This window comes from Streptomyces bluensis, assembly GCF_014650715.1.
Lineage (GTDB): Bacteria > Actinomycetota > Actinomycetes > Streptomycetales > Streptomycetaceae > Streptomyces > Streptomyces bluensis.
The window spans coordinates 73,099-92,601 of the sequence record NZ_BMVM01000015.1; the positions used below are offsets into that span (position 1 = coordinate 73,099).

14 protein-coding genes and 4 pseudogenes are annotated in these 19,503 nt (G+C 68.7%); 8 read left to right on the forward strand and 10 right to left on the reverse strand.

Annotated features, from left to right (window positions below):
* Positions 1-11: 11 nt before the first annotated feature.
* Positions 12-1,652, forward strand: a pseudogene (ligA, locus tag IE262_RS29755) (NAD-dependent DNA ligase LigA); the annotation flags it as partial.
* A 917-nt stretch (positions 1,653-2,569) separates the two neighbouring features.
* Here the strand turns inward: ligA and IE262_RS29760 are convergent.
* From IE262_RS29760 to IE262_RS29775, 4 genes and pseudogenes are all read right to left on the reverse strand, one after another.
* Positions 2,570-3,796 (reverse strand): annotated as a pseudogene (locus IE262_RS29760) (tyrosine-type recombinase/integrase); the annotation flags it as partial.
* Between the two features lie 11 nt (positions 3,797-3,807).
* Positions 3,808-4,107 carry a helix-turn-helix domain-containing protein gene (locus tag IE262_RS29765; RefSeq protein ID WP_189878007.1) on the reverse strand — a complete coding sequence of 100 codons (300 nt, stop codon included), beginning with the start codon at positions 4,105-4,107 and terminating at the stop codon, positions 3,808-3,810.
* Between the two features lie 217 nt (positions 4,108-4,324).
* Positions 4,325-4,597, reverse strand: a pseudogene (locus IE262_RS29770) (helix-turn-helix domain-containing protein); the annotation flags it as partial.
* A 125-nt stretch (positions 4,598-4,722) separates the two neighbouring features.
* On the reverse strand, positions 4,723-5,238 hold the full coding sequence (locus tag IE262_RS29775) for a helix-turn-helix domain-containing protein (protein ID WP_189878009.1): 516 nt from the start codon (positions 5,236-5,238) through the stop codon (positions 4,723-4,725).
* 293 nt (positions 5,239-5,531) lie between these two features.
* Between IE262_RS29775 and IE262_RS29780 the strand changes: the two are divergent.
* The 5 genes and pseudogenes from IE262_RS29780 (at position 5,532) to IE262_RS29800 (ending at position 11,271) form a co-directional block, all read left to right on the forward strand.
* Positions 5,532-7,053 (forward strand): annotated as a pseudogene (locus tag IE262_RS29780) (DnaB-like helicase N-terminal domain-containing protein).
* A gap of 188 nt (positions 7,054-7,241) precedes the next feature.
* Positions 7,242-8,411 carry a DUF2637 domain-containing protein gene (locus tag IE262_RS29785; RefSeq protein WP_308432808.1) on the forward strand — a complete coding sequence of 390 codons (1,170 nt, stop codon included), beginning with the start codon at positions 7,242-7,244 and terminating at the stop codon, positions 8,409-8,411.
* Between the two features lie 323 nt (positions 8,412-8,734).
* Complete coding sequence (locus IE262_RS29790) at positions 8,735-9,136, forward strand: plasmid mobilization protein (protein ID WP_189878011.1); 402 nt, start codon at positions 8,735-8,737, stop codon at positions 9,134-9,136.
* Positions 9,137-9,140: 4 nt separating this feature from the next.
* Positions 9,141-10,817, forward strand: a complete 1,677-nt coding sequence (locus IE262_RS29795) for a relaxase family protein (RefSeq protein WP_189878013.1) — start codon at positions 9,141-9,143, stop codon at positions 10,815-10,817.
* Positions 10,818-10,881: 64 nt separating this feature from the next.
* Positions 10,882-11,271, forward strand: coding sequence for a hypothetical protein (locus tag IE262_RS29800; protein WP_189878015.1), 390 nt, complete (start codon positions 10,882-10,884; stop codon positions 11,269-11,271).
* 68 nt (positions 11,272-11,339) lie between these two features.
* On the opposite strand, the gene IE262_RS29805 is transcribed toward IE262_RS29800, so the two are convergent.
* From IE262_RS29805 to IE262_RS29815, 3 genes are all read right to left on the reverse strand, one after another.
* Positions 11,340-12,041 carry a hypothetical protein gene (locus tag IE262_RS29805; RefSeq protein ID WP_189878017.1) on the reverse strand — a complete coding sequence of 234 codons (702 nt, stop codon included), beginning with the start codon at positions 12,039-12,041 and terminating at the stop codon, positions 11,340-11,342.
* A 91-nt stretch (positions 12,042-12,132) separates the two neighbouring features.
* Positions 12,133-12,432, reverse strand: coding sequence for a hypothetical protein (locus IE262_RS29810; protein WP_189878019.1), 300 nt, complete (start codon positions 12,430-12,432; stop codon positions 12,133-12,135).
* A gap of 249 nt (positions 12,433-12,681) precedes the next feature.
* Positions 12,682-13,473: an SPDY domain-containing protein gene (locus tag IE262_RS29815; RefSeq protein WP_373305176.1), complete on the reverse strand. Its 792-nt coding sequence runs from the start codon at positions 13,471-13,473 to the stop codon at positions 12,682-12,684.
* An 832-nt stretch (positions 13,474-14,305) separates the two neighbouring features.
* On the opposite strand from IE262_RS29815, the gene IE262_RS29820 reads away from it, so the two are divergent.
* Both IE262_RS29820 and IE262_RS29825 read left to right on the forward strand, forming a co-directional pair.
* The gene (locus IE262_RS29820) at positions 14,306-15,184 is read left to right on the forward strand and encodes a GNAT family N-acetyltransferase (RefSeq protein WP_189878021.1); all 879 of its coding nucleotides are present in this window, start codon (positions 14,306-14,308) and stop codon (positions 15,182-15,184) included.
* Between the two features lie 73 nt (positions 15,185-15,257).
* Complete coding sequence (locus IE262_RS29825) at positions 15,258-16,436, forward strand: hypothetical protein (RefSeq protein ID WP_189878023.1); 1,179 nt, start codon at positions 15,258-15,260, stop codon at positions 16,434-16,436.
* Positions 16,437-16,600: 164 nt separating this feature from the next.
* Here IE262_RS29825 and IE262_RS29830 read toward each other — a convergent pair whose 3' ends face one another.
* Genes IE262_RS29830 through IE262_RS29840 form a run of 3 tightly spaced genes read right to left on the reverse strand, consistent with a single transcriptional unit; the run spans position 16,601 to position 19,388 of the window.
* Positions 16,601-17,563 (reverse strand): hypothetical protein, encoded by a 963-nt coding sequence (locus IE262_RS29830; protein ID WP_189878025.1) that lies wholly within the window; start codon positions 17,561-17,563, stop codon positions 16,601-16,603.
* Between the two features lie 17 nt (positions 17,564-17,580).
* A complete protein-coding gene (locus IE262_RS29835; protein ID WP_189878027.1) occupies positions 17,581-18,582 on the reverse strand; it encodes a zinc-dependent alcohol dehydrogenase in 1,002 nt (333 codons plus the stop codon).
* Positions 18,579-19,388, reverse strand: a complete 810-nt coding sequence (locus IE262_RS29840; RefSeq protein ID WP_189878029.1) for an HAD family hydrolase — start codon at positions 19,386-19,388, stop codon at positions 18,579-18,581. The genes IE262_RS29835 and IE262_RS29840 overlap by 4 nt, the downstream gene beginning before the upstream one ends.
* Positions 19,389-19,503: the final 115 nt, after the last annotated feature.

The window sequence follows — 19,503 nt, forward strand, 5'->3', positions numbered from 1 at the left end:
AGGACAACACGGTGGCCGACGACAGGCAAGCGGAGACGATGGGGCCCACGGAGGCACGGGAGCAGCACGCGCAGCTCGCTGAGCAGATTGAGGAGCACCGCTTCCGGTACTACGTGAGGGACGCCCCCGTCATCAGCGACGCGGAGTTCGACCGGCTCCTGCGCTCCCTGGAGGCACTGGAGGAGCGGTGTCCGGAGCTGCGGACGCCCGACTCGCCGACCCAGAAGGTCGAGGGCGCGTACGCCACGGAGTTCACGGCGGTCCAGCACCGCGAGTGGATGCTCTCGCTGGACAACGCCTTCGACGAGCTGGAGCTGGCCGCCTGGGCGGAGCGCGTGCACAAGGACGTGGGCGCCTCCGCGTACCACTTCCTGTGCGAGCTGAAGGTCGACGGCCTCGCCGTCAACCTCACGTACGAAAACGGCCGGCTCACGCGCGCTGCGACCCGCGGCGACGGCCGTACGGGCGAGGACGTCACGCCTAACGTGCGCACCATCGCGGAGATCCCGGAGCGGCTGTCCGGCGACGGCGTGCCCACGCTCGTGGAGATCCGCGGCGAGGTCTACTTCCCGATGGAGAAGTTCGAGGAGCTCAACGCCCGCCTGGTCGCGGCCGGCGAGAAGCCCTTCGCCAACCCGCGCAACGCGGCAGCCGGTTCGCTGCGCCAGAAGGACCCGCGTGTCACGGCCACCCGCCCGCTGCACATGGTCGTCCACGGCATCGGTGCCCTGGAGGGCTTCACCGTCCTGACCCGCCTCTCCCAAGCGTACGACCTGCTCAAGTCCTGGGGGCTGCCCACCTCCCGGTACAACAAGGTGGTCGACGGCCTCGACGGCGTACGGGAGTTCATCGCGTACTACGGCGAGAACCGCCACGCGGTGGAGCACGAGATCGACGGGGTGGTGGTCAAGCTCGACGAGATCCCGCTCCAGGGCCGGCTCGGCTCCACGCTCCGCGCTCCTCGCTGGGCGATCGCCTGCAAGTACGCGCCGGAAGAGCTCAACACTAAGCTCGTCGACATGTCCAAATCCGACAGCACGTCGGGGGCCGGGGGTGGGGCGTCTGTGGCGGTGGGTAGGATCCCGCGCATGGCTCCCAGCCCCGATGGCGCGACATCTCCGCACTTCAACCCTTTGGGTATTGACTTGCTCAGCCGTAATCTCCGAGAGGAGATGAACGGGCGCCCACGCGTACCCCTGGATCAGGTTAAGCTATTCCCCGGTGCAGGGCTGTATGCGCTTTACTATAAGGGCGATCTTGAAATCTACAAGGGTCTAAAGGGTGCCGATGTTCCCATTTACGTGGGGAAGGCTTCGGCTGGCGATAGCAGCTACGGAGATTCGCCAAATCTAGCCGAACCCAAACTGTTCGGACGAATAGCCGACCACAGAAGAAGTATCAACGAAGCAGTCAATCTCGACGCCTCGCATTTCGATGTCAGATATCTGACGCTCGATGACATCTGGATTGTCCTGGGGGAGCGAGCCCTTCTGCGCACCTACAGCCCTGTTCTCTGGAACACCGTGATGACTGGTTTTGGAGGAAACCCGCCGGGTAAAGGGCGGAGGAACGCTCGCTCGGTCTGGGATTCGATCCATCCGGGGCGGAAACGAGCGGCAGGACTTCTCTGCAATCGCAGTTACAGCGGTGCTGAAATGGAGAAGCTCATCTCGGAAGGGATCGACATTTCACTGATGCCGACGAGCGAGCGGCGTGACAAGGAGTTGAAGGAATTTCGCAACCGCCCTGCGAAAACCATTTGGCAGGAAGCGAAAGGTCCTGGGAAGGGCGCTAAGTCCCTCCTTGTCTTCCGGGAGGATGTGTTCCTGGAGGAAAATAGTCGATTTGGGGTCGACCTAACTGCTGTTGAGTGGGAACTGGCCGACATGCCGGAGCAGACGACAGCAGAAATAGCCGCGCTCGACGCTCCCGAGGGATGAGCATAGAGGAATGGCGGAGTGCGCAGAGCCGGGCGACGGATACTTCTCGCCCGGCTCCGCAACGTCGCAGTTCGTTACTGCACGTGGGTGTCCCCGTACTTCTCGGGGTTCCTGGCCCTATCCACAGCCTGTGCACAAGCATCGGCGAACGCCGCGGTCACAGCCTCGCGGTCCGTGCCACGGACCTGAGCCTCGACCTCCTGGCCAGGCCGGCGGGTGGTGTGCCAGCGCACTGGTAGATCCGTGTAGAGATCGGTTTCGAACTCCCAGGCTGGCGTGGACCATTGCTCCTCACTGCCTATGTTGAGCCGTTCGCCGCCGGGCAGGAACATGGCGTGGGCGTGGTGGACAATCCGTCGGTCCGGCATGCGGTCGCGGATGGCTTGCACGCCGCCAGGGCCCTCGTGCTCCCACTGCGGCCGGTCCCACTTCTCTACATGCGCAGGCTTGTCAGGGTGATCGGCGCCCCACTGGGAGGCCACGGCCTGGGCATGCTCGTTGTGCAGGAACGGAACATACCGCTCGCCGAGACAGGCCACGTACACATCCGGCTCTGCTGGTACGGGGCCCTGACTCAAACCCGGCACGGGACCTCCAGGTGTCGACGGGAACTGGTGCGGTGTTGAGCCCCAGATCAGGGCGCCGACCTTTGCTGCCGTCTGCTGGAGCACCTGGCCGGTGAGGTGCTGGTAGCGGCGATGCATCCGGGCGGACTTGCCGGGCTCCCAGCCCATGATCCTGTCGACGACCGCTTCGGGGACGCCGAGGATGAGAAGCACCGTGGCGGCGGTGTGACGGGCGTCGTGGAGGCGCCCGTCGCGGACGTTCGCCGCCTTCAACAGGTCCTTCCACCTGTGGAAGTCCGTGTTGGGATTGAGCGGCTCGCCGATCGGCGAGGTGAACACGTACCCCTTCTCCTCCCACAGGTCACGGGCGAGCATCCGCTCGCGGTCCTGTTCCTCCTTGTGCCGACGCAGCAGCTTCAGCAGCTCCTCGGGCATGCCGATCGGACGCTTGCCGGCGCGGGTCTTGGTGTCCTTCGTTTCACGCCGGATATTGATCTTCTGCGGGCAGTAGCCGGGCTTGCTCCGTCCGCACTTGTCGCCGCAGCCGTGCTTGTAGCGGGGCCGCAGGCGCCCTCGGCGCACGAGGATTACTCCGTTCTCGAAGTCGACGTCCTCCCACTTCAGGCCAAGAACCTCGCCCTGGCGCAGGCCGAGCGCGAGTGCGATGACCCAGCGGGCGGTGTTGCGGTGCTTGCCTGCCTCGAGAAGGAGGCGCTGGACCTCCTCGACCGTGTACGGCTCGACCTCCTCCTCTTCGACCTTGGGGGCCTTGGCGATGGAGGCCGGGTTGATGGTGAGGTGGCGTCGGCGCACGGCCTCGTTGAGCGCGGTGCGGATCGTGCGGTGCGACTGGTGGGCGGTGCCGGCGGCGCTGCCGTTGGCCTGCATCTTCCGGTAGAAGCGCTCCAGGTGCTCGGGCTCCAGTTTCTCCAGGCGGTGGGCGCCCAGACCGGGGATGAGGTGGTGGTAGACCGCCACACGGTACCCGTCGATGGTGTTCTCGCTGACGCTGGGCGCGGCGATGTTCTCGACCCAGTGGGTCAGCCAAGTCGCAACCGTCCAGGTCTGACCGGCCTTGCGGACGCCAGTGGAGTCGCGCTGCTTCTCCAACTCGCGCACGAGTTTGGTGACCTCGGGACGAGTCTTGCGGCTGACGTGGCGGCGGTCAGGGGTGCCGTCGTCCTTGACGCCGACGGTGACATAGCCGTGCCAGCGGCCGTCCTTCCCGAGGAAGATCGAGGAGGCGCCGTTGGGCTGGCGGGATGTGCTGGGCTTCTTGGGCTTTGCCATGCGTGCCTGCCTCAGGCCGCAGCGTCGAAGTCCGTGGCCCGGTAGCGGCGGGCTAGGAAGTCGCCGAGTGCCTCAGCGGGTATGCGGCGCAGGCTGCCGATCTTGGCGGAACGTATCTCCCCGGAGGAGACGTACTCGTACATCTTCGTCCGGCCGATGCCGAGCCGGCGGGCGGCCTCCTCGACGGTGAGCCCGACGAGGGTGGGGTCGCCGGGTTCGTCACCTCTCTCGGCCATCAGGGCGCGCAGGGCGTCCTCGGGGACGCCGAGCAGCTGAGCGATCTGGGTGACGGGCAGGGGGAACTGAGGCAAGAGGGCTCCTCACACCGGTCGCGGACGGAGCGCCAACTCCGAGCGGATCGGTCGTGGTGGTGGGTGGTTGGGTGGCTGCGCAGACGCGCGTGAGGATGTGCCGCAGGGGAGGGCCTCGGTGTTCGCAGCACCGAGGCGCCAGCGGCAGGCGGCTATTCGTCAGCCGTGTTGGGGTCTTTGGCCGCCGGAAAGTAGTCGCCGAGCCAGCGGATCAGTCGGCCGCGGACGCGGCCATGCCGCTGGGGCGCTGCGGGTTCCGGGCCGGGCGCTCTTCGTGCATGCGGATGATCTCGGCGAGGTGATCGTCCGAGAAGCGGTAGGCGCGTCCGACGCGGGTGAACGGGATGAGCCGTCGGCGGGCGCGATCCTTCACCCACCAGGCGGAGCAACCGAGGACGGTGGCGACTTCCTCGGCGAGGTAGAGGCGCGGGAAGGCGGCCTCGGCGTGCGGAGTCGGTGCGGCGGCAGGGGGTATTGCGGGTTGGGGCAAGGGGTGAGTCCTCTTCTGGCAGGCGTGGGTGCGGCAACACCGGCCTGCCGGTCGATCGCTGGGGATGAGGGTGAGATGCCCGTACTGGGGGTTTGCGGGTCCAGGACGGGAATAAGAGCCGGCGCCTACACCTCGTCATCGGCATCGGCATCGCGATGCTCGCCGGGCGGCGGTCCGTACGTCTCCAGCAGATGCTTGGTGGACGCCTCGGCCATGGCATTGGAGACCATCACGTCTGCCTCCTCACGGATATCCGGGTGATCAGCGAGGTACGCGTCGAGGTGGTCGCGCGCCTTGGTGTAGGCGGCGTTGGCCCGCTGGGTCTCGCGGAACGAGTCCACGACTGCGTCGATGAGTTCCATGGCACGGGCCTGGGCGGCGAGCTGCGGGGGTCCTACCAGGTTGCGCAGGTCGATGCCGAAGACCTCGGCGAAGCCGATGGCCTCGTCGAGGTTGATGCGGCGTTTGCCGTTCTCGATGCGCCAGACCGCGGACGGGTTCATCTCGAAGCCGGCCTCGTTCAGGCGGTCGGACAGGGCGTTGGTGCTCCAGCCGCGTGCCTCGCGCTCCAGCTTGATGCGCACCGCGACGTTGCCCTCGCCGCTGAGCAGGACGCCCTTCTGCTGCCCTTCATCAGACATAACCACCTCCTTCCGTTCGTAGCAGTCTCCTGCCAATCGCAGTGACCCCATAACAGTAGCATGCGTTCTGCGAGATGCAGAGCACTTTTGCTATCTGCAATTCGTGTGGCATACTGGTGGTCCCACCCCGCCAACCCGAAGGAGTCCGCGCAACCGCACGTCACATGAAAGAAGCCCCCGGCGATGCCGGGGGCTCAAGCGCAAACCTCTCAACCGCCATCCCTAGCGATCGACCCGCGGAGTCCGGGATTGCCGTCCCATATGGCCCGCGAGCAGAGGAGCTGGTAGCCAGTATGACCGATCCCCAACCGAATACGCCATCCCGCTTCGCTGAAGGCCCCGAGCCGGGGCTGGGCGTCGCGGAGCCTCCGTACAACGTGGACGCCGAGCGTGCGGTGCTCGGCGCCTGCATGCACAACGGCGACATCATCGACGAGGTCCGGCCGATTCTGGGCGAGGGCGCCTTCTACCGGCCCGCGCACGAGACGATCTGGCGTGCGCTGCTTGCCCAGCACCGCGAGGACAAGCCGACCGACCCGATCGTCCTGACCGAGCTGCTCCAGCAGCAAGGGGACCTGCAGCGCGTCGGTGGCCGCCCCTACCTGCACCAGCTCGCCGACGTGCACTACGGCACCGGCAGCGCGGAGCATCACGCGGAGATCATCCGCGAGAAGGCCAACCTCCGCCGCCTGCTGGCCTCCGCGATACGCACCGTCCAGCGCGCCCAGGAGCCGGGCGCCGACCCCGAGGCATACGCAGCGAGGTCGAAGCGGAGATGCGGGCCGAGCGCGAGCGGGCCCTCGCCTCGGGCCAGGGGCGGCTGAACCGCTTCGCCACCGATGGGTGGTCCTTCGTCAAGGAGACCGGCGCGGACGCCGAGCCCTTGTGGGGCACCCGCGAGAAGGCCGTCTGGGCGCCGGGCGAGAGCCTGATGATCGTCGGCGCTCCGGGCGTCGGCAAGACCACCCTGGCCCACCAGGTGGTCTTCGCCCGCCTCGGCCTGTCGGAGACGGTCCTGGAGATGCCGGTCGCCCCCAGCAGGCGGGTGCTCTACCTGGCCATGGACCGGCCCCGGCAGATCGCCAGGGCCATGAACCGCCGCGTCTTCTCCACCGACGAGAAGATCCTGCGCGAGCGGCTCGTGGTCTGGGAGGGCCCGCTGCCCGCCACCCTCGACAAGGAGCCCGACCTCCTCGCCGACCTCGCCGCCGCCCACCGGGCCGACACCATCGTGATCGACAGCCTCAAGGACGCGGTCAGCACGATGGTCGACGACAGCCTCGCGGTCGCCTTCCACAACGCCCGCATGCGCGCCCTGCGAGGCGGCGTGGAGATCATGGAACTGCACCACCAGCGCAAGGCCACCGCCGACGCCCCACGCGGCCAACGCCCCGCCCTGGACCAGGTCTACGGCTCCACCTGGATCACCGCCGGCGCGGGCAGCGTCCTGTTCATCACCGGACGGGCAGGCGACCCCGCCGTCACCCTGCACCACCTAAGACCCCCACCGGGGAGATCGGCCCGCTCGACGTCACCCATGACCACGTGCGCGGCACCACCACCGTCGACCCCAGCAAGGACCCCGCCGTCCTGCTGCGCAACGCCCCCAGCGGGCTGACCGCCCGCGACCTGGCGGCCATCCTGATCCGCGGCGGCGACCCGGAACGCGCCGATGTGGAGAAGGCGCGGCGCCACCTCGCCCGCCTCGTCGACAGCGGCCTGGCCACCAAGGCCGACGGCATCGCCGGAGGAGCCGGAGGCGGACAGCAGACCCGCTACTACGCCTCCGCACGCCACCTCACCGCCGTCGGCTGACCCGCACCGGTACCCGCGGAAAGCGATCACGCGACCGTACACGCGGCCCTGGCGCGAACGCCTCGCCGTGAACCGCTCACAGCGTCCACGCTCACCGCAAAACCGCAGGTCAAGCGATCACGCGAGCGTCCACGCCGTACACGCGCCCAAGCGATCACGCGCGGGGCCCCCTTTAGAAGGGGGCCCGCGTGAACGCCCCCTCCGTGAACGCCTCCTCACCCCGGCACCGCAAGCCCCACCGCACCGCCCTGGAGCCCTCCGCCTTGCACTCCCCCACCCCCGATAACCCTGGCCGACGTACCCGGCAGCCGCGCCGGCATCGCCCTGCTCCCGCTCGCCCCGGCCGCCGAGCACTCGCACCTGCCGGGGGTCGTCGCCTGCGCCGCAACGGACGCATCACCCTCGTCATCGGCCTGGTGGCCGTCGTCCTCATGGCCTTCCGGGTCTCGTGGAACGCGCTGTCCGACATAGCCCGCGCCATCGGCGCCGACCCCACCGCCGCTCTGCTCTACCCAATCGTCGTCGACGGGCTGATGGCCCTCGCGCTGGTCGCCACGCTCACGCTGACAGGTAACGACCGGAAGTTCGCACTGCGGGTCTTGGCCACCTACACGATCGCCAGCCTCCTGCTGAACTACGTCCACGGCCTCATTCCGGCCCTGCACACCACGTCGCAGTGGGGCCGACTGGCCGACTGGGAACCTGCGAACTGGGCCCTCGTACTGCTGGCGACCTCGCTCCCGGTCGGGTCGATCTACTTCGGGTCGGACCTCGTAGCGAAGGTGCTGCACCACAACCCCGAGTCGGCTGACTCTGCCGACGTAGCCCCTGCCGAGTCGGCTACTCAGGTAGCTGACGAGCAGGCCGGACGGTCGAGGTATGACCAGGAGGAATCGGCCCCCCAACAGCCGACCGAGTCGACCCCTGTGAAGGCCGCCGAGGCACCCATAACGAGGCCGACCGAGGCCGACGAGTCGGCCCCCGCTACCCGACCGCCCCGCCCGGCCGCCGCAGTGGAGTCGACCGGATCCGCCCCGCGTCGGTCGACCGGTCGGGTGCGCGCCACCGCCAAGTCGACCGCCGGAAGTACCCGCACCGACGCCGAAATCCTCGACGAAGCCCGACTCCTGACCGCCGACTGGAGCGACGACCGGCTGACCGCCGAGCGTCTGCGCAGCGAACTACGGATCGGCCAGCAGCGCGCCCGCGCCCTGCGCGACCAGCTGCAGGCCGAGCGCACCGGCCAGGCCGAGCCCATGGCGTACGACGGCTTCGAGGCCGAGTCTCTCGAGGGACTCGACGAAGTCGCCTCCCAGCGGCAGACGAACCTCGACGCAGCCCCCGTCGGCTCCGCCTGACCCCCGCAAGCGCACCGATCGCCGCACCCCCTCCGGCTCACGCCGTGTCCCGGGCAGACAAACGCGGACATGGGTGCCGCCCACAGCGAAGCCCCCGGAACCAACACCCCACGGAGAACCGACCCATGCACGACCCGAACCACGAACCCTCCACCCCGCAGAAGGAGATAGCCACGGGCCTGAACAGCGCAGCAAGTTGTCCGGTAAGGACTCCTTACCCGGCCCCCGCCCCGGGGGAGGCGGAGGCAACCGGCGCAGGGGCGCCGGAGTCGGCCGGCCCAGGGGGGCCGACCGGGACAGGGGGTACCGAGTCGTCTCCGAACGTGCCGCTCCAGTCTGCGTCACGTCGCCGTCTGCGTGACAAGCGGCTGCGCGAGCACCGCGTCCATCCCCGCTACAACGACGACGAGTTCGACCTCGTCCAGAAAGCCGCTGCCCTGAGCCGCATGAAGCCCGGCGGCTACGTCGCCGAGTGCGCGCTCGCCGCCGCCCGCGCCGACGACCTCACCGCGGCCGTCGCCGACTACCGCGCCATGGTGAAGGCGCTGATGGCCGCCAACGGGCAGCTAGGCAAGATCGGCAGCAACCTCAACCAGCTCGCTCGCCACCTCAACCAGGACGGCGCCTGGCCCCACCCCGACACCGTCCAACGGCTCCTGGAGAGCGTCGAGGCGTCCATCGCCGGCCTGGACACCGCCGTAGCCCAGATCACAGAGGCGCGGTGAGCTCTTGATACCGAAGATCATCCTCGGCAAGGGGCCACAGGCCACGCGCCGCACGATCGGCTACCTCTTCGGCAAGGGCCGGGCCAACGAGCACATCGACCCGCACCTGGTGGCGTCCTGGAACGGCTTCGCCCCCGACCCGGGCCGCAGCCCGCACCGCGACCCGAAGGAAGTGGAGGCCCAGCTCGCCGCGCAGCTCGACCAGCCCGTGAAGATGCTGGGCGACAAGGCACCCAAGTACACCGTCTGGCACTGCCCCGTCCGTGCCGCACCCGAAGACCCGATCCTCACCGACGCCCAATGGGCCGACATCGCCCGCCGGATCGTGGCCGCCGCCGGCATCGCCCCCGAAGGCGCCGATGAAGCCTGCCGCTGGGTGGCCGTCCGCCACGCCGACGACCACATCCACATCGCCGCCACCCTCGTCCGCCAGGACGGCCGCCGCCCCCGACGCGACTACGACATCCGCGCCGTGCAGAGGGAAGCCCGCCAGATCGAAATCGACTACGGGCTCAGGCGGTTGAAGCCGGGCGACGGCACCGCCGCCAAACGCCCCACCAGCAAGGAGCACTTCAAGGCCAAGCGCCTGGGCCAGGACGCCACGTCCCGCGAGATCCTTCGCCTGCGCGTGCGCCGCGCGATGGCCGCCGCCTCCACCGAGGCAGAGTTCTTCGCCCTACTGGAGGCGACCGGCGTGACCGTGCGCCTGAAGTGCGGCCCGTCCGGCGACGCCCTCGGCTGCAACTTCGCCCTGCCCGGCGACACCAACGACAAGGGCGAGCCCGTCTTCTACGCAGGCTCCACCCTCGCCGCCGACCTCTCCCTGCCCAAGATCCGCCAACGCCTCGCCACCACCAGCCCCGAGCCCGTGGCCGTCCGGCCGGGCAACCCTTGGCACCAGGCCACCGCCGCCACCGAACGCATCCCCCACCACCTGGCCCGCAGCAACGACCAAGTGGCCCAGGGCCAGCTGGCTGCGCTCGGCGGAGCCCTCGACCTGCTCCCGCTCACCGCCCCGGCCGCAGCGAGGGCCGAACTCGAACACGCCGCCGTCGCCTTCGAGCGCGCCACCCGCTCCCGCATCGCCGCCGACCACGCCAGCGCCCGCGTCCTGCGCCGCAGCGTCAAGGCGATCTGGAAGGACCCCGCACGGCAAGGGGACGGTGCCGGGCTGGCGATGCTGCTGGACGTCGCGCTCACCGCGGTCGCCTACGCGATGCACTGGCACCGCACCCGCCAGCACGCCCAACAGCAGGCAGCAGCCGAGCAGACCCTCATCCACCTGCAGGCCGCGTACGTCCAGATCACCGGACCGGTCCTGGCCGGCCTCGCCAGCCGGACGCCCAGCCCGCAGACCCAGCGCCGCTACGCCCACCACCTCCAGCAGACGGTCCCCGAACACGCCGAACGCATCCTGGCCGACCCCGCCTGGGAGGCCCTCGCCGCCGTGCTCGCCGAGGCGGAAGCAGCCGGCCACAACGCGACCACGGTCCTCGACCGGGCCCTCAACCAGCGCACGCTCGACGACGCCCACAGCCCCGCCCGCGCACTGACCTGGCGCATCCGCCGCCTCGGCGAACGCCACGCACCCGGCCCACGAGCCCAGGCAGCCAACATCAGCCACGCCGCAGGACACCCCGCCGCTCCGCGCCCGCAGGAACCCCAGACGCGGCGGCGCTGAACACCCCTACGCCGGCGCCACCCTCACCGACGCCGATCACACGACACCACACAAGGAACCGCCCATGCCCCAGCTCTCCGTCCGCCCCAACGTTGTCGTCCTCCTCACCGAAGTGGACAGCACGCGCCCCGATGACCCATCGCTCCTGTATCGGCGCAATGGGACCGCGTTCACCACCGCCGAGCACGACCTGATCTGCACCGCTACCCCGGCAGAGATAACCGCCGCGAACGCGCAGCGACGGCTTGAGAACGAGTGGGCGCGGGAAACCCACGCGATGCAGAAGGCCCTCGTCGATCTATTCATGAAGTACGTCGACCAACTCCCCGACGGCTCCTGCAGCAACATCTACGCCACCATGACCGACGAGGACTACGGGGAATACGAGCGCCTAGTCAAGATCGTCGCCGCACGAACCGGCCTCGAATACCTCGCCGAGCACGAAGACAACTGACTGGACACACACCAACGGCGGCCCACCCAGTGGGCCGCCGTTGCGGCAGGACTGAAGCGGCTTCCTGTTCACCCCGCAGACCTGACCACCGTGGCCTTGGCGACCGCCTCGCGCACGTGGGCATCGACAAGGCCGGGGCTGCCGGAGACCACGACGACCACCGTCCCCGTGCGGACGGCCGTCTGCTTGACGATGCTGCTCCGCCCGCCAGCCTCGAAGGTCAGCAGTTGGCTCCACTGCTCGTCTCCCAGCCGGGCGACGAGCACTTTCTGAGTCGTGACCGTGACGGCCGTACTGCCGGTGAGGACCTGGTAGGTGGGGCAGGAGGTCATCGCCTCGAAGACCCGATCCACGCTCCGGGAGAGCTTGTCCTCGGTGTCGCTGCACAACTCCTCGCCCACCTCGGAGTCGCTGCCGTCGGCATAGGTGAAGGACGCCTTCGCCTTGTTCGGGAAGTCGAAGCTGCCGCCGATCGCGGTCTCGCTGCCGAGCTTCTCCAACGCCGGACAGCCGAGGACCGTGACGTCATCGTGCTGCGCGGGGCGCTGCGGCGTGCGGGTGTAGCCCTCGCCCAGATCACTCTCGTCCAGGAGCCGCTTGGCCAGCGCGGCGGAAGACAGCGGAGCGGACGCCGGACTCTTGCCGTCCGGGCGCACCGAGACGGTCGAGGGTGTCGGGTCGATGGAATCTGCACTGTCCGTCGAACAGCCCGTCAGGGCAAGGACGATGAGGACGCTGAGGCTGAGGACGGTCGTGGTGCGAAGGCGCATGCGAACCCCTTGGTGGTCTGCGAAGCGGACAGGTTGACCAGGCCGGTCCTCCGGGCGCCGGCAATGCGAAGGGATCGAGGGTTTCGGGGGTTCAGTGGCCGAGGTGGCGCAGGCCCTCTTCGAGGGTGGGGTGGAACCGGTCAACGGGACCGGAGTGGCGGTTGAACCAGGCCGCATCCAGGCCGGGCTCCTTCGTCTCGTGGCCAGCCCTGCAACGCAGCCATATCGAGTCGTCGCGCAGGCAGAAGATGATCCAGTCCCGGTACATGCCGCATCCGGGGCATGTACGGACCTCGCCACCGATGACGAGCGGCTGCTGCCAGCGCATCATCACCCCGGCCACCTCCTGCCGGGACGGCACCCGCAGGTCCGGCGGCAGGAAGTCGGGCACCACCGCTTCCCCTGCAGCCGGAGCCGATGCAGTCGACTCGGATGCAGCGGGCCACGGCTGCGTGGCCTGTAGTTGCCGTAGCAGCGCGAAGCCCGCACGCTGGGCCTCACGGAATGCGCGGTCCTCGCGAGCGCGTCGAAAGAACAAGATCTCTTCCTCTCTGTCATCTGGCGGGCACGGGAAACGTGCCTCTGCTCGGTGAGACTGGCGACGAGCCGCACACCAGCGGCTCCAACGGGGCAGGGGCCGTCAGCTGCGGCGGACGACGGTGAGCCGGCCCTCGGCGCTCTCGGGCACGGTGCGGCGGGGCACCGGGACCGGCGAGGCGAGAGAGGAGGCGAACGCGGCGACCAGGTCATGGGGGACGCTGGCGCTGAAGCTGGCGCACCACAGGTACGGGGCGCCGGGAACGGGATCCGCCCACGCCTGCCAGCCCACCAGGTCGGGGCGCGGGTCGGCATCCTCGATGAGCGGCGGCAGCATCTCCAGGGAGATGCAGGCGGAGAACCCGGGGTCCGTGGCGGTTGTGCGGGGGCAGTCCAGGTCGCGGATCCAGCCGCGGGCACAGAGCGCGTTGAGGACGGTCTCGGGCCCCGCGAAGCCGACGTCGGGCGTCTTACGGCTGTCGATCTCCACGAGGAGATCGGCGAGCGCCTCGTACGGAACGCCGGCGGTGAAGTACGCGTTCCACTCCGCCATCACGGACGCGGCATGCGCGCGGGCGCTCAACTGCCAGGCCACCGGCAGCCCACCCAGCTCGAACGGGTAGGCCGCGAGGACCCATTCAGCGCCGCACAACCCGTTGGGGCTCACGTACAGCAGGGTGTGGCGGGCGGTGGGCCACATGCGCCAGCCCAGATCCGCCAAGGTGTCGCCGATCCGCTCGGCGAGCGCGTGGTCGTCTCCGGCCAAGTGGCGCGGGGTGACCCAGTACACCGGGTCAGGCGAGTCAAGGCGGGAGGGTTCGCTGGGGTGGTGCGGATGCAGGGGCGCCTCCGTGGGCTCGGGGGTGGTGTCCAGCAGGGCGTTGTACGTTGACATGGCTTGCCGCCCGTGCACCATCCTTTCAGGGGGTCTTTCCTGTCTGCCCCCGGCGAACTTGTCTGTTGTCAGCGAAGCCAACCGCTTTGCCATCCAACCCAGTCGAATAGCGGTGATCTCTCGGTGTCGCCGCAACGGACACCGCGGCCATGCCGTTACCCGTGAGAGCTGCGCACTCGCGGATGGGACACTTGTACACATGAAAGAGGTGCGCTGCGAGCGATGCGACAACATCATCGGCATGGGGTGCGCCTGCCCTCCTGATGGCAGCGTCCCCAAGGCACACCCGGAGGAAAGGCGTGTTCGACAGGAGTGGCGGCGGTTCCCCGGCAGCGCCATCTTGATCAAACAGAATGGTAAGGCGCACGTTCCAGGCGCCTGCGATCACATGACAGAAGACGAGGTGCGGCCTCCGAAGTGGGGTTGGATCCTCGATCCGTCCCCCGGAGATTGGGACCGCATCAGCGAAAGCAGCCCAGCCATCGCCACTGGAGGAAACGCGCAGCTGCGGGCGACGAGCCGGTGCATGACGTGCATGGGGACTCTCGGCGGCTGATGAGCTGCAGGGCGCGCTGTGCTGTGGGATAGCTGACCAGAGGGCCGACAGCTTGCCGTCGGCCCTCGTTCGTTTCATGGTTCTAGCCACGCCGGATGCGGCACGACTCGGTTCGATGGCAAAACGACTGGGTTCGATGTCAAGGGACACTCGGGCGACGGCGGACTGCTCCCGACCTCCCCGTGCTGCGGGCGGTGTCTGATCTGCCAGGTCCTGCCGCCTCGTCCCAGCGGAAAACTGCGGGCGCACGCCGACAGGCACGAGGGATCATGAGGCATGCGCCCGTATGGCTGGCACCTCACCGAAGACCTCGACGGGTTTCTTGCTCGAGCGGGAGACTTCCTGCGCTCGCGCCCTGCCCTGCACACTGTCCCGCTGACGGTGGCCGAGGCACTGCGTACGCGCGGGGCGGACGCGTACGGCGCCGAAGCCCCCATCTTCGGCAGCCTTGAGCGGGCGGGCGAGATCCGCGCGGCCTTCTTCCACACCCCGCCTCGCCGCCCGTACCTCACCCCGCTCACCCCCGACGAGGCCGACACCCTCGCCGCCCACCTAGCTCGCCTCGGCCACCGCCTCCCCGGCGTCAACGCGGACCACGACACCGCCACCGCCTTCGCCGACGCCTGGGCGCGGCATACGGGCGCGACGCCGACGCTGCACGAGCGGGAGCGCCTGTACCGCCTCGGCACGCTCACACCACCGGAGCCACTCCCGGAGGGCCGAAGCCGAGTCGCGGGCGAGCAGGACCGCGAGCAACTCATGCTCTGGCACCGCGAGTTCATCACCGCCATCGGAGGAACCCCCGCTACGGACAACAGCTCATGGGCGGATACACGCATCGCCCAAGGACGCGTCACGCTCTGGGGGACGCCGGACGGCACTCCCGTCTCCATGGCGGGCGTGACCCCGATGGTCGCCGACCAGGTCCGGGTGGCCCCCGTCTACACCCCGGCCCACCTACGCGGCCGCGGTTACGCGGGCGCCGTGACCGTCGAGGTGAGCAGGGCCGCGCTGGCCGCAGGCGCGGAGGAGGTCCTCCTGTTCGCGGACCTGGCCAACCCCACCAGCAACGGCCTCTACCAGCGGATCGGCTACCGCCCGGTTACCGACTTCGCGGTGTACCACTTCTCGTGTGCCGGGCTGGTAATTCGTTGAAGAACTCATGTCGAAGGGGCCCCGCAGAGGCGGAGCGATCCGTGCTGTCGGATAGCGGCCGTAGGCTTCCCGCATGAGTTCGGTGCGCGCCCGGGTGTGGCGCTTCACGGTCGAGAAGGGAAAGGCTGGCGCTGAGGCCGTCCAGGCTGTCGAGATCGGCCAAGGCCCTCTGCCGGTGTCCTTGGCCGCAGTGGTCAACATCAACGCCCTTGCCTGCGACTTGCGCAAGACGGTCGACCAGCGTGTACGCGACCACGAAATCAGCCTCCTCCTCAGCTACATCGCCGGCAGCCCGGGCGCCGGTTCACTCGGGGTCGACTGCCCCGCCCTCGACTCCAGCTCCGGCCACATCCGACGCTTCGTCAGTGAGTGCACCGGGCTCGGGGTGATGACCGCCGCCAGCGAGGCCCTCTTCGACTGGAAGCCCGGGGCTAACGGGCTCAGCAGCTTCGACGTCATGCCCGGGAAACTTGTCGGGACCTACGCGAAGAAGGGTGTGCGGCCCGACCTGCTGTATGACCTGGCGACCGGTCCGCTTGCTGGGGAGGCGCGGGGTCGGCGTCGCGATCACAAGCAGATGTTCCCGGCTGGCAAAGGTACCCAGGCGCAGAAGGCGCGCTTGGAGAAGCTCGCGCAGTGGTCCGTCGACCACGGTGATCACGCCTACTTCATGAGCTGGGTCTGGCTCGGCACGGGCGGCATCTACGTCGACATCTTCCTGCCCGACGACGCCCCAGCCACGGCTGGACTCAAGACCGGGTGGATCGACATGCCGGGCAGCGGACAGCCCTGGCGATTCCGCGTTCCCCGGCCTGATCCCCGTCGGCGCGAGGACCTGGAGCCGGAGGGAACCCTCGGGGTTCGGGCTGATTCCGCGCCGTCCGATGTGGAGGGCTCAGCCGACGTAACCGGGGCCCACGTCAGGACAGCGATCAGCCTGGCCGAGCCGGTGGTCGAGGCGGCGATGAACCGGTCCTTCAGCCGCGAGGACACACTCGGCACGTTCTCCGGCGTGGAGGTCCGCGGCCGTTGGATCCGCGGCGATGCTGTCGGCCAAGCACGCCACGAGGTGCTGCTCGGCGTCCTGGAAGAGCGCGTGCCGGTGGACCACCGGGCTCAGCGCCGACGGCTAGCCTCTCGGACGGCCGACCGGCTCGATGTGTTCCTCGAAGGCCGCCTGCTCACCATCGTGCACCCGGTCGGCAGTCCGCGACCGAGCTGGGACCGGGTCCAATCAGAGCTGCTGGGGTAGGTAGGCGCCCGGTCAGCTGCTGACACAGCGAACTGACTTCACTGACAACGGTCAGTTGGCACTCTCGCGGCTTCCAACTACGCCACGTACTGATCCCTAGATCGCCGGAGAGGGCAAACGGAACGGGGCCGGCTCACCCAGGTGAGCCGGCCCCGTTCGTGATCTCAGACGTCGATACGAGCGAGCAGGGCTGCGTTGAGGGCGACCGCGTTCCGCGCCTGGCTGGTGTCCTGGCCGGCTAGCACGCGTACGGCGGCGGCGACGTTCTCCCGCGGGTCGTCGTGCTGGGTGACCGACAGCAGGTCCTGCGGCATCGAGGCCGCGCCCCTACGCAGCTCGTCGTTGAACACCAGGTCCTCGTCGCCGGCGTTGATGCGGCAGGCCCGCACCGTGCTTCCAGGGATCAGTTCGTCGACTTGGACCGCCTTGCCAAGGCTGGAGTTGATTACTGCCACGTCCGGCAGGCCGAGGCTGGACAGCAGCCGGGCGGAAGCACCGACCGCAGGGTGCGAGAGGCCGTACACGTAGGCAGGGCAGACGACCGGGCTGAGGAGGGCGGGGAACGCCAGGCTGAGGGCGTGTACGGCCTGGAACCTGCCTCCGTAGCGGCGGTCGAACTCGGGTACGCGGTTCTCGATGGAGAAGAACCCGAAGCCGATCTCCGCCGTGATGTCGACCATCTCCTGGTGCGGGACCGTGTCGCTCGCCGCTCCCACCTGGTCGATGAAGTCGCGGGATCCGGTCTTCGACGACGCGCTACGCGAGCCGAGTTTCGCGACGTGTGCTCCCCCGGTGGCCGCCACCAACGCGGCGGCAGTACTGAGGTTGATCGTCTTGAATGCCTTCTTTCCGCTGCCCGTGTAGCCGACGAACCGCAACCCCTCCGGGGGATGGTGGAAGTCCCAGCTGTCTCGGTCCAGAGCCGTCGCGGCCTGGATCGCGGCCTCGACTTCGGGCAGTCGTGGCCCTCGCAGGAGCAGTCCTGTCAGGACGCTTCCCAACATCACGTCGCGCGTGTGGCCTTCCGGTAAGGCCAGGATGCGCGTGATTCCGTCGTGGACGTCTTGGGGTGGGATGTCGGCCGGTGAGTTGATTCTCTGGGCCAGCATTGGCGCTGTTGCTGCCACGGGGTGGGCTCCTTTCTTCACGTGTTGGATGTGAGCAGGACCTTGAAGGGGCGATGGCGAGCACCGCTGTTCAGGGCCGCCAGCCCCTGTGGCAATTCGCTGAGGGGGAATCGGTCTCGGGTCATCAGGGCAGCCCACTCGCCGCCCTTGGCAATGAGGTCGATGGCGTCTCGGAAGTCGTCGTGGCCGTCCGCGCGGCAGTACGAGAAGGAGCCGCGCAGGGTGATCGAGCGACGGAAGACGTCTCGCAGCGGGACCGAGAGAGTGACGCGGGGCGCATAGGCGTTCTGGACGAGAACCGTTCCGCCGTCGCGAACGGCCTTCAGTGCTTGGCGTATGGGGACGTCGCTATCACCGGACGCGGCGTCCACGACGACGTCGCACGGCGGCAGCTCGGCAGAGTGGAGGGTGATATGCCGGTCGAGGACGTACCGCAGCTGGTGCGACCGCGAAGGTTCCCTGACCATCATGTGGACTTCCCACCCTGCGCCTGCTGCGCAGATGGCCGTGCACGCCCCGATGACGCCGCCCCCGATGATGCCGAGCCGCCCCAGGGGCGCCTGGAGCCCGCACCGGATTCCGTGCAAGGCCACCGCCATCGGATCAGCGAGGACTCCGTGCGCAGGATCGCGCAGGTGGGGAAGCGGAATGATGCTGTCGCGGGGGACCCTCACGGAGTCGGCGAGCCCTCCGGGAAGATCCCACCCGATGCGGCGGAGTCGTGGGCAGAGGTGCACATGCCCGCGGTCGCAGTAGTGGCACGAGCGGCAGGAGACCAACGGGTCGATTGCGACCCAGCTGCCCGTCTCCGTGTCAACGCCGACGATCTCGTGACCGGGGTACCACGGTTCCGGCAAGCGCCCTTGCCATGGGTGATTGAGCTTCGCGACATCGCTTCCGCACAATCCCGTGTAGCGCGTCTCGATGATCGTCGTATCGCTCGCCGGGGACGTGCCGACCGGCGCAGGGAGTCGGCGGAGGGCACCGTTCTCAACCGCCCACGCGTACGGGCCGCTCATCGCTTCCCCCATCTGTTCAGCAGGGAGGGAAGGGCCTCTACGTCGGGGATCGCGCTGCCCGACCAAGCGGTCTCGCCGAACACGAGGCCGCTCGGCCCGCCCCTGCGTTCTACGCGCACCGCGCGTATCCCGGCCTGTTCCGCGCCGGCCAACTCGTCACCGCCGCCATCGCCGCAGTAGAGGGCCTGACGTGGGGCAACCCCGAGTTCTCCGAGGACCGCCCGGAAGAGCAGACGGTTGGGCTTCACCGCACCCGCCCGGCAGCTGAACACAACAGCGTCGAAGTGCGGCGCAAGGTCGCTACGGCTCCACGCCTCGGCGATGTCGGGGGACGCGTCGCTGAGGACAGCCAGCCTGGCGCCACAGCGCCGAAGCCTCTCCAGAGCCTTCAGGAGAGTGGCGTCGGCCTGGAGACGGACGTGGGCAAGCTGCGCCAGGAGCATTTCCAGCTCACCCACGCAGGCCGGAGAGGTGTTGCAGCAGGTGACGAGGTGAGCTGCGACCTCGGTGGTGGACGTCAGTTGCCCGTCGTGCCTTGCCCGCCAACTGTCGGACAACGCGGACTCGGCGACCACCGGGGACACACGCAGGACCTCGGCGAACTGTGCAGCGGCAGCCTTCCGTTCGACCACGCTCGGCGCGGTGACGAGCGTGCCGAAAAGATCGAGTATCACGGCCATCGGGCGTGAAGCCGAAGCAGCAGAACTCCGCTGCGGTGGAGTGCCCAGCAGTACGTCGCCTACCGGGTGTGCGGCCGTCGCGGTCAGACTCGTCGAGAAGGGGGTGCCCGTCGGCGGATAGCGCATGGTGAGGCTCCATCAGTAGATCGGTGATCTCGTGCAGAACCGAACGTTCCGGCCGGCTGGGTATCTACGGCCCGGTGGCATCGCTGGCGGGTGTCCGAAAGACGAGGGAGAACGG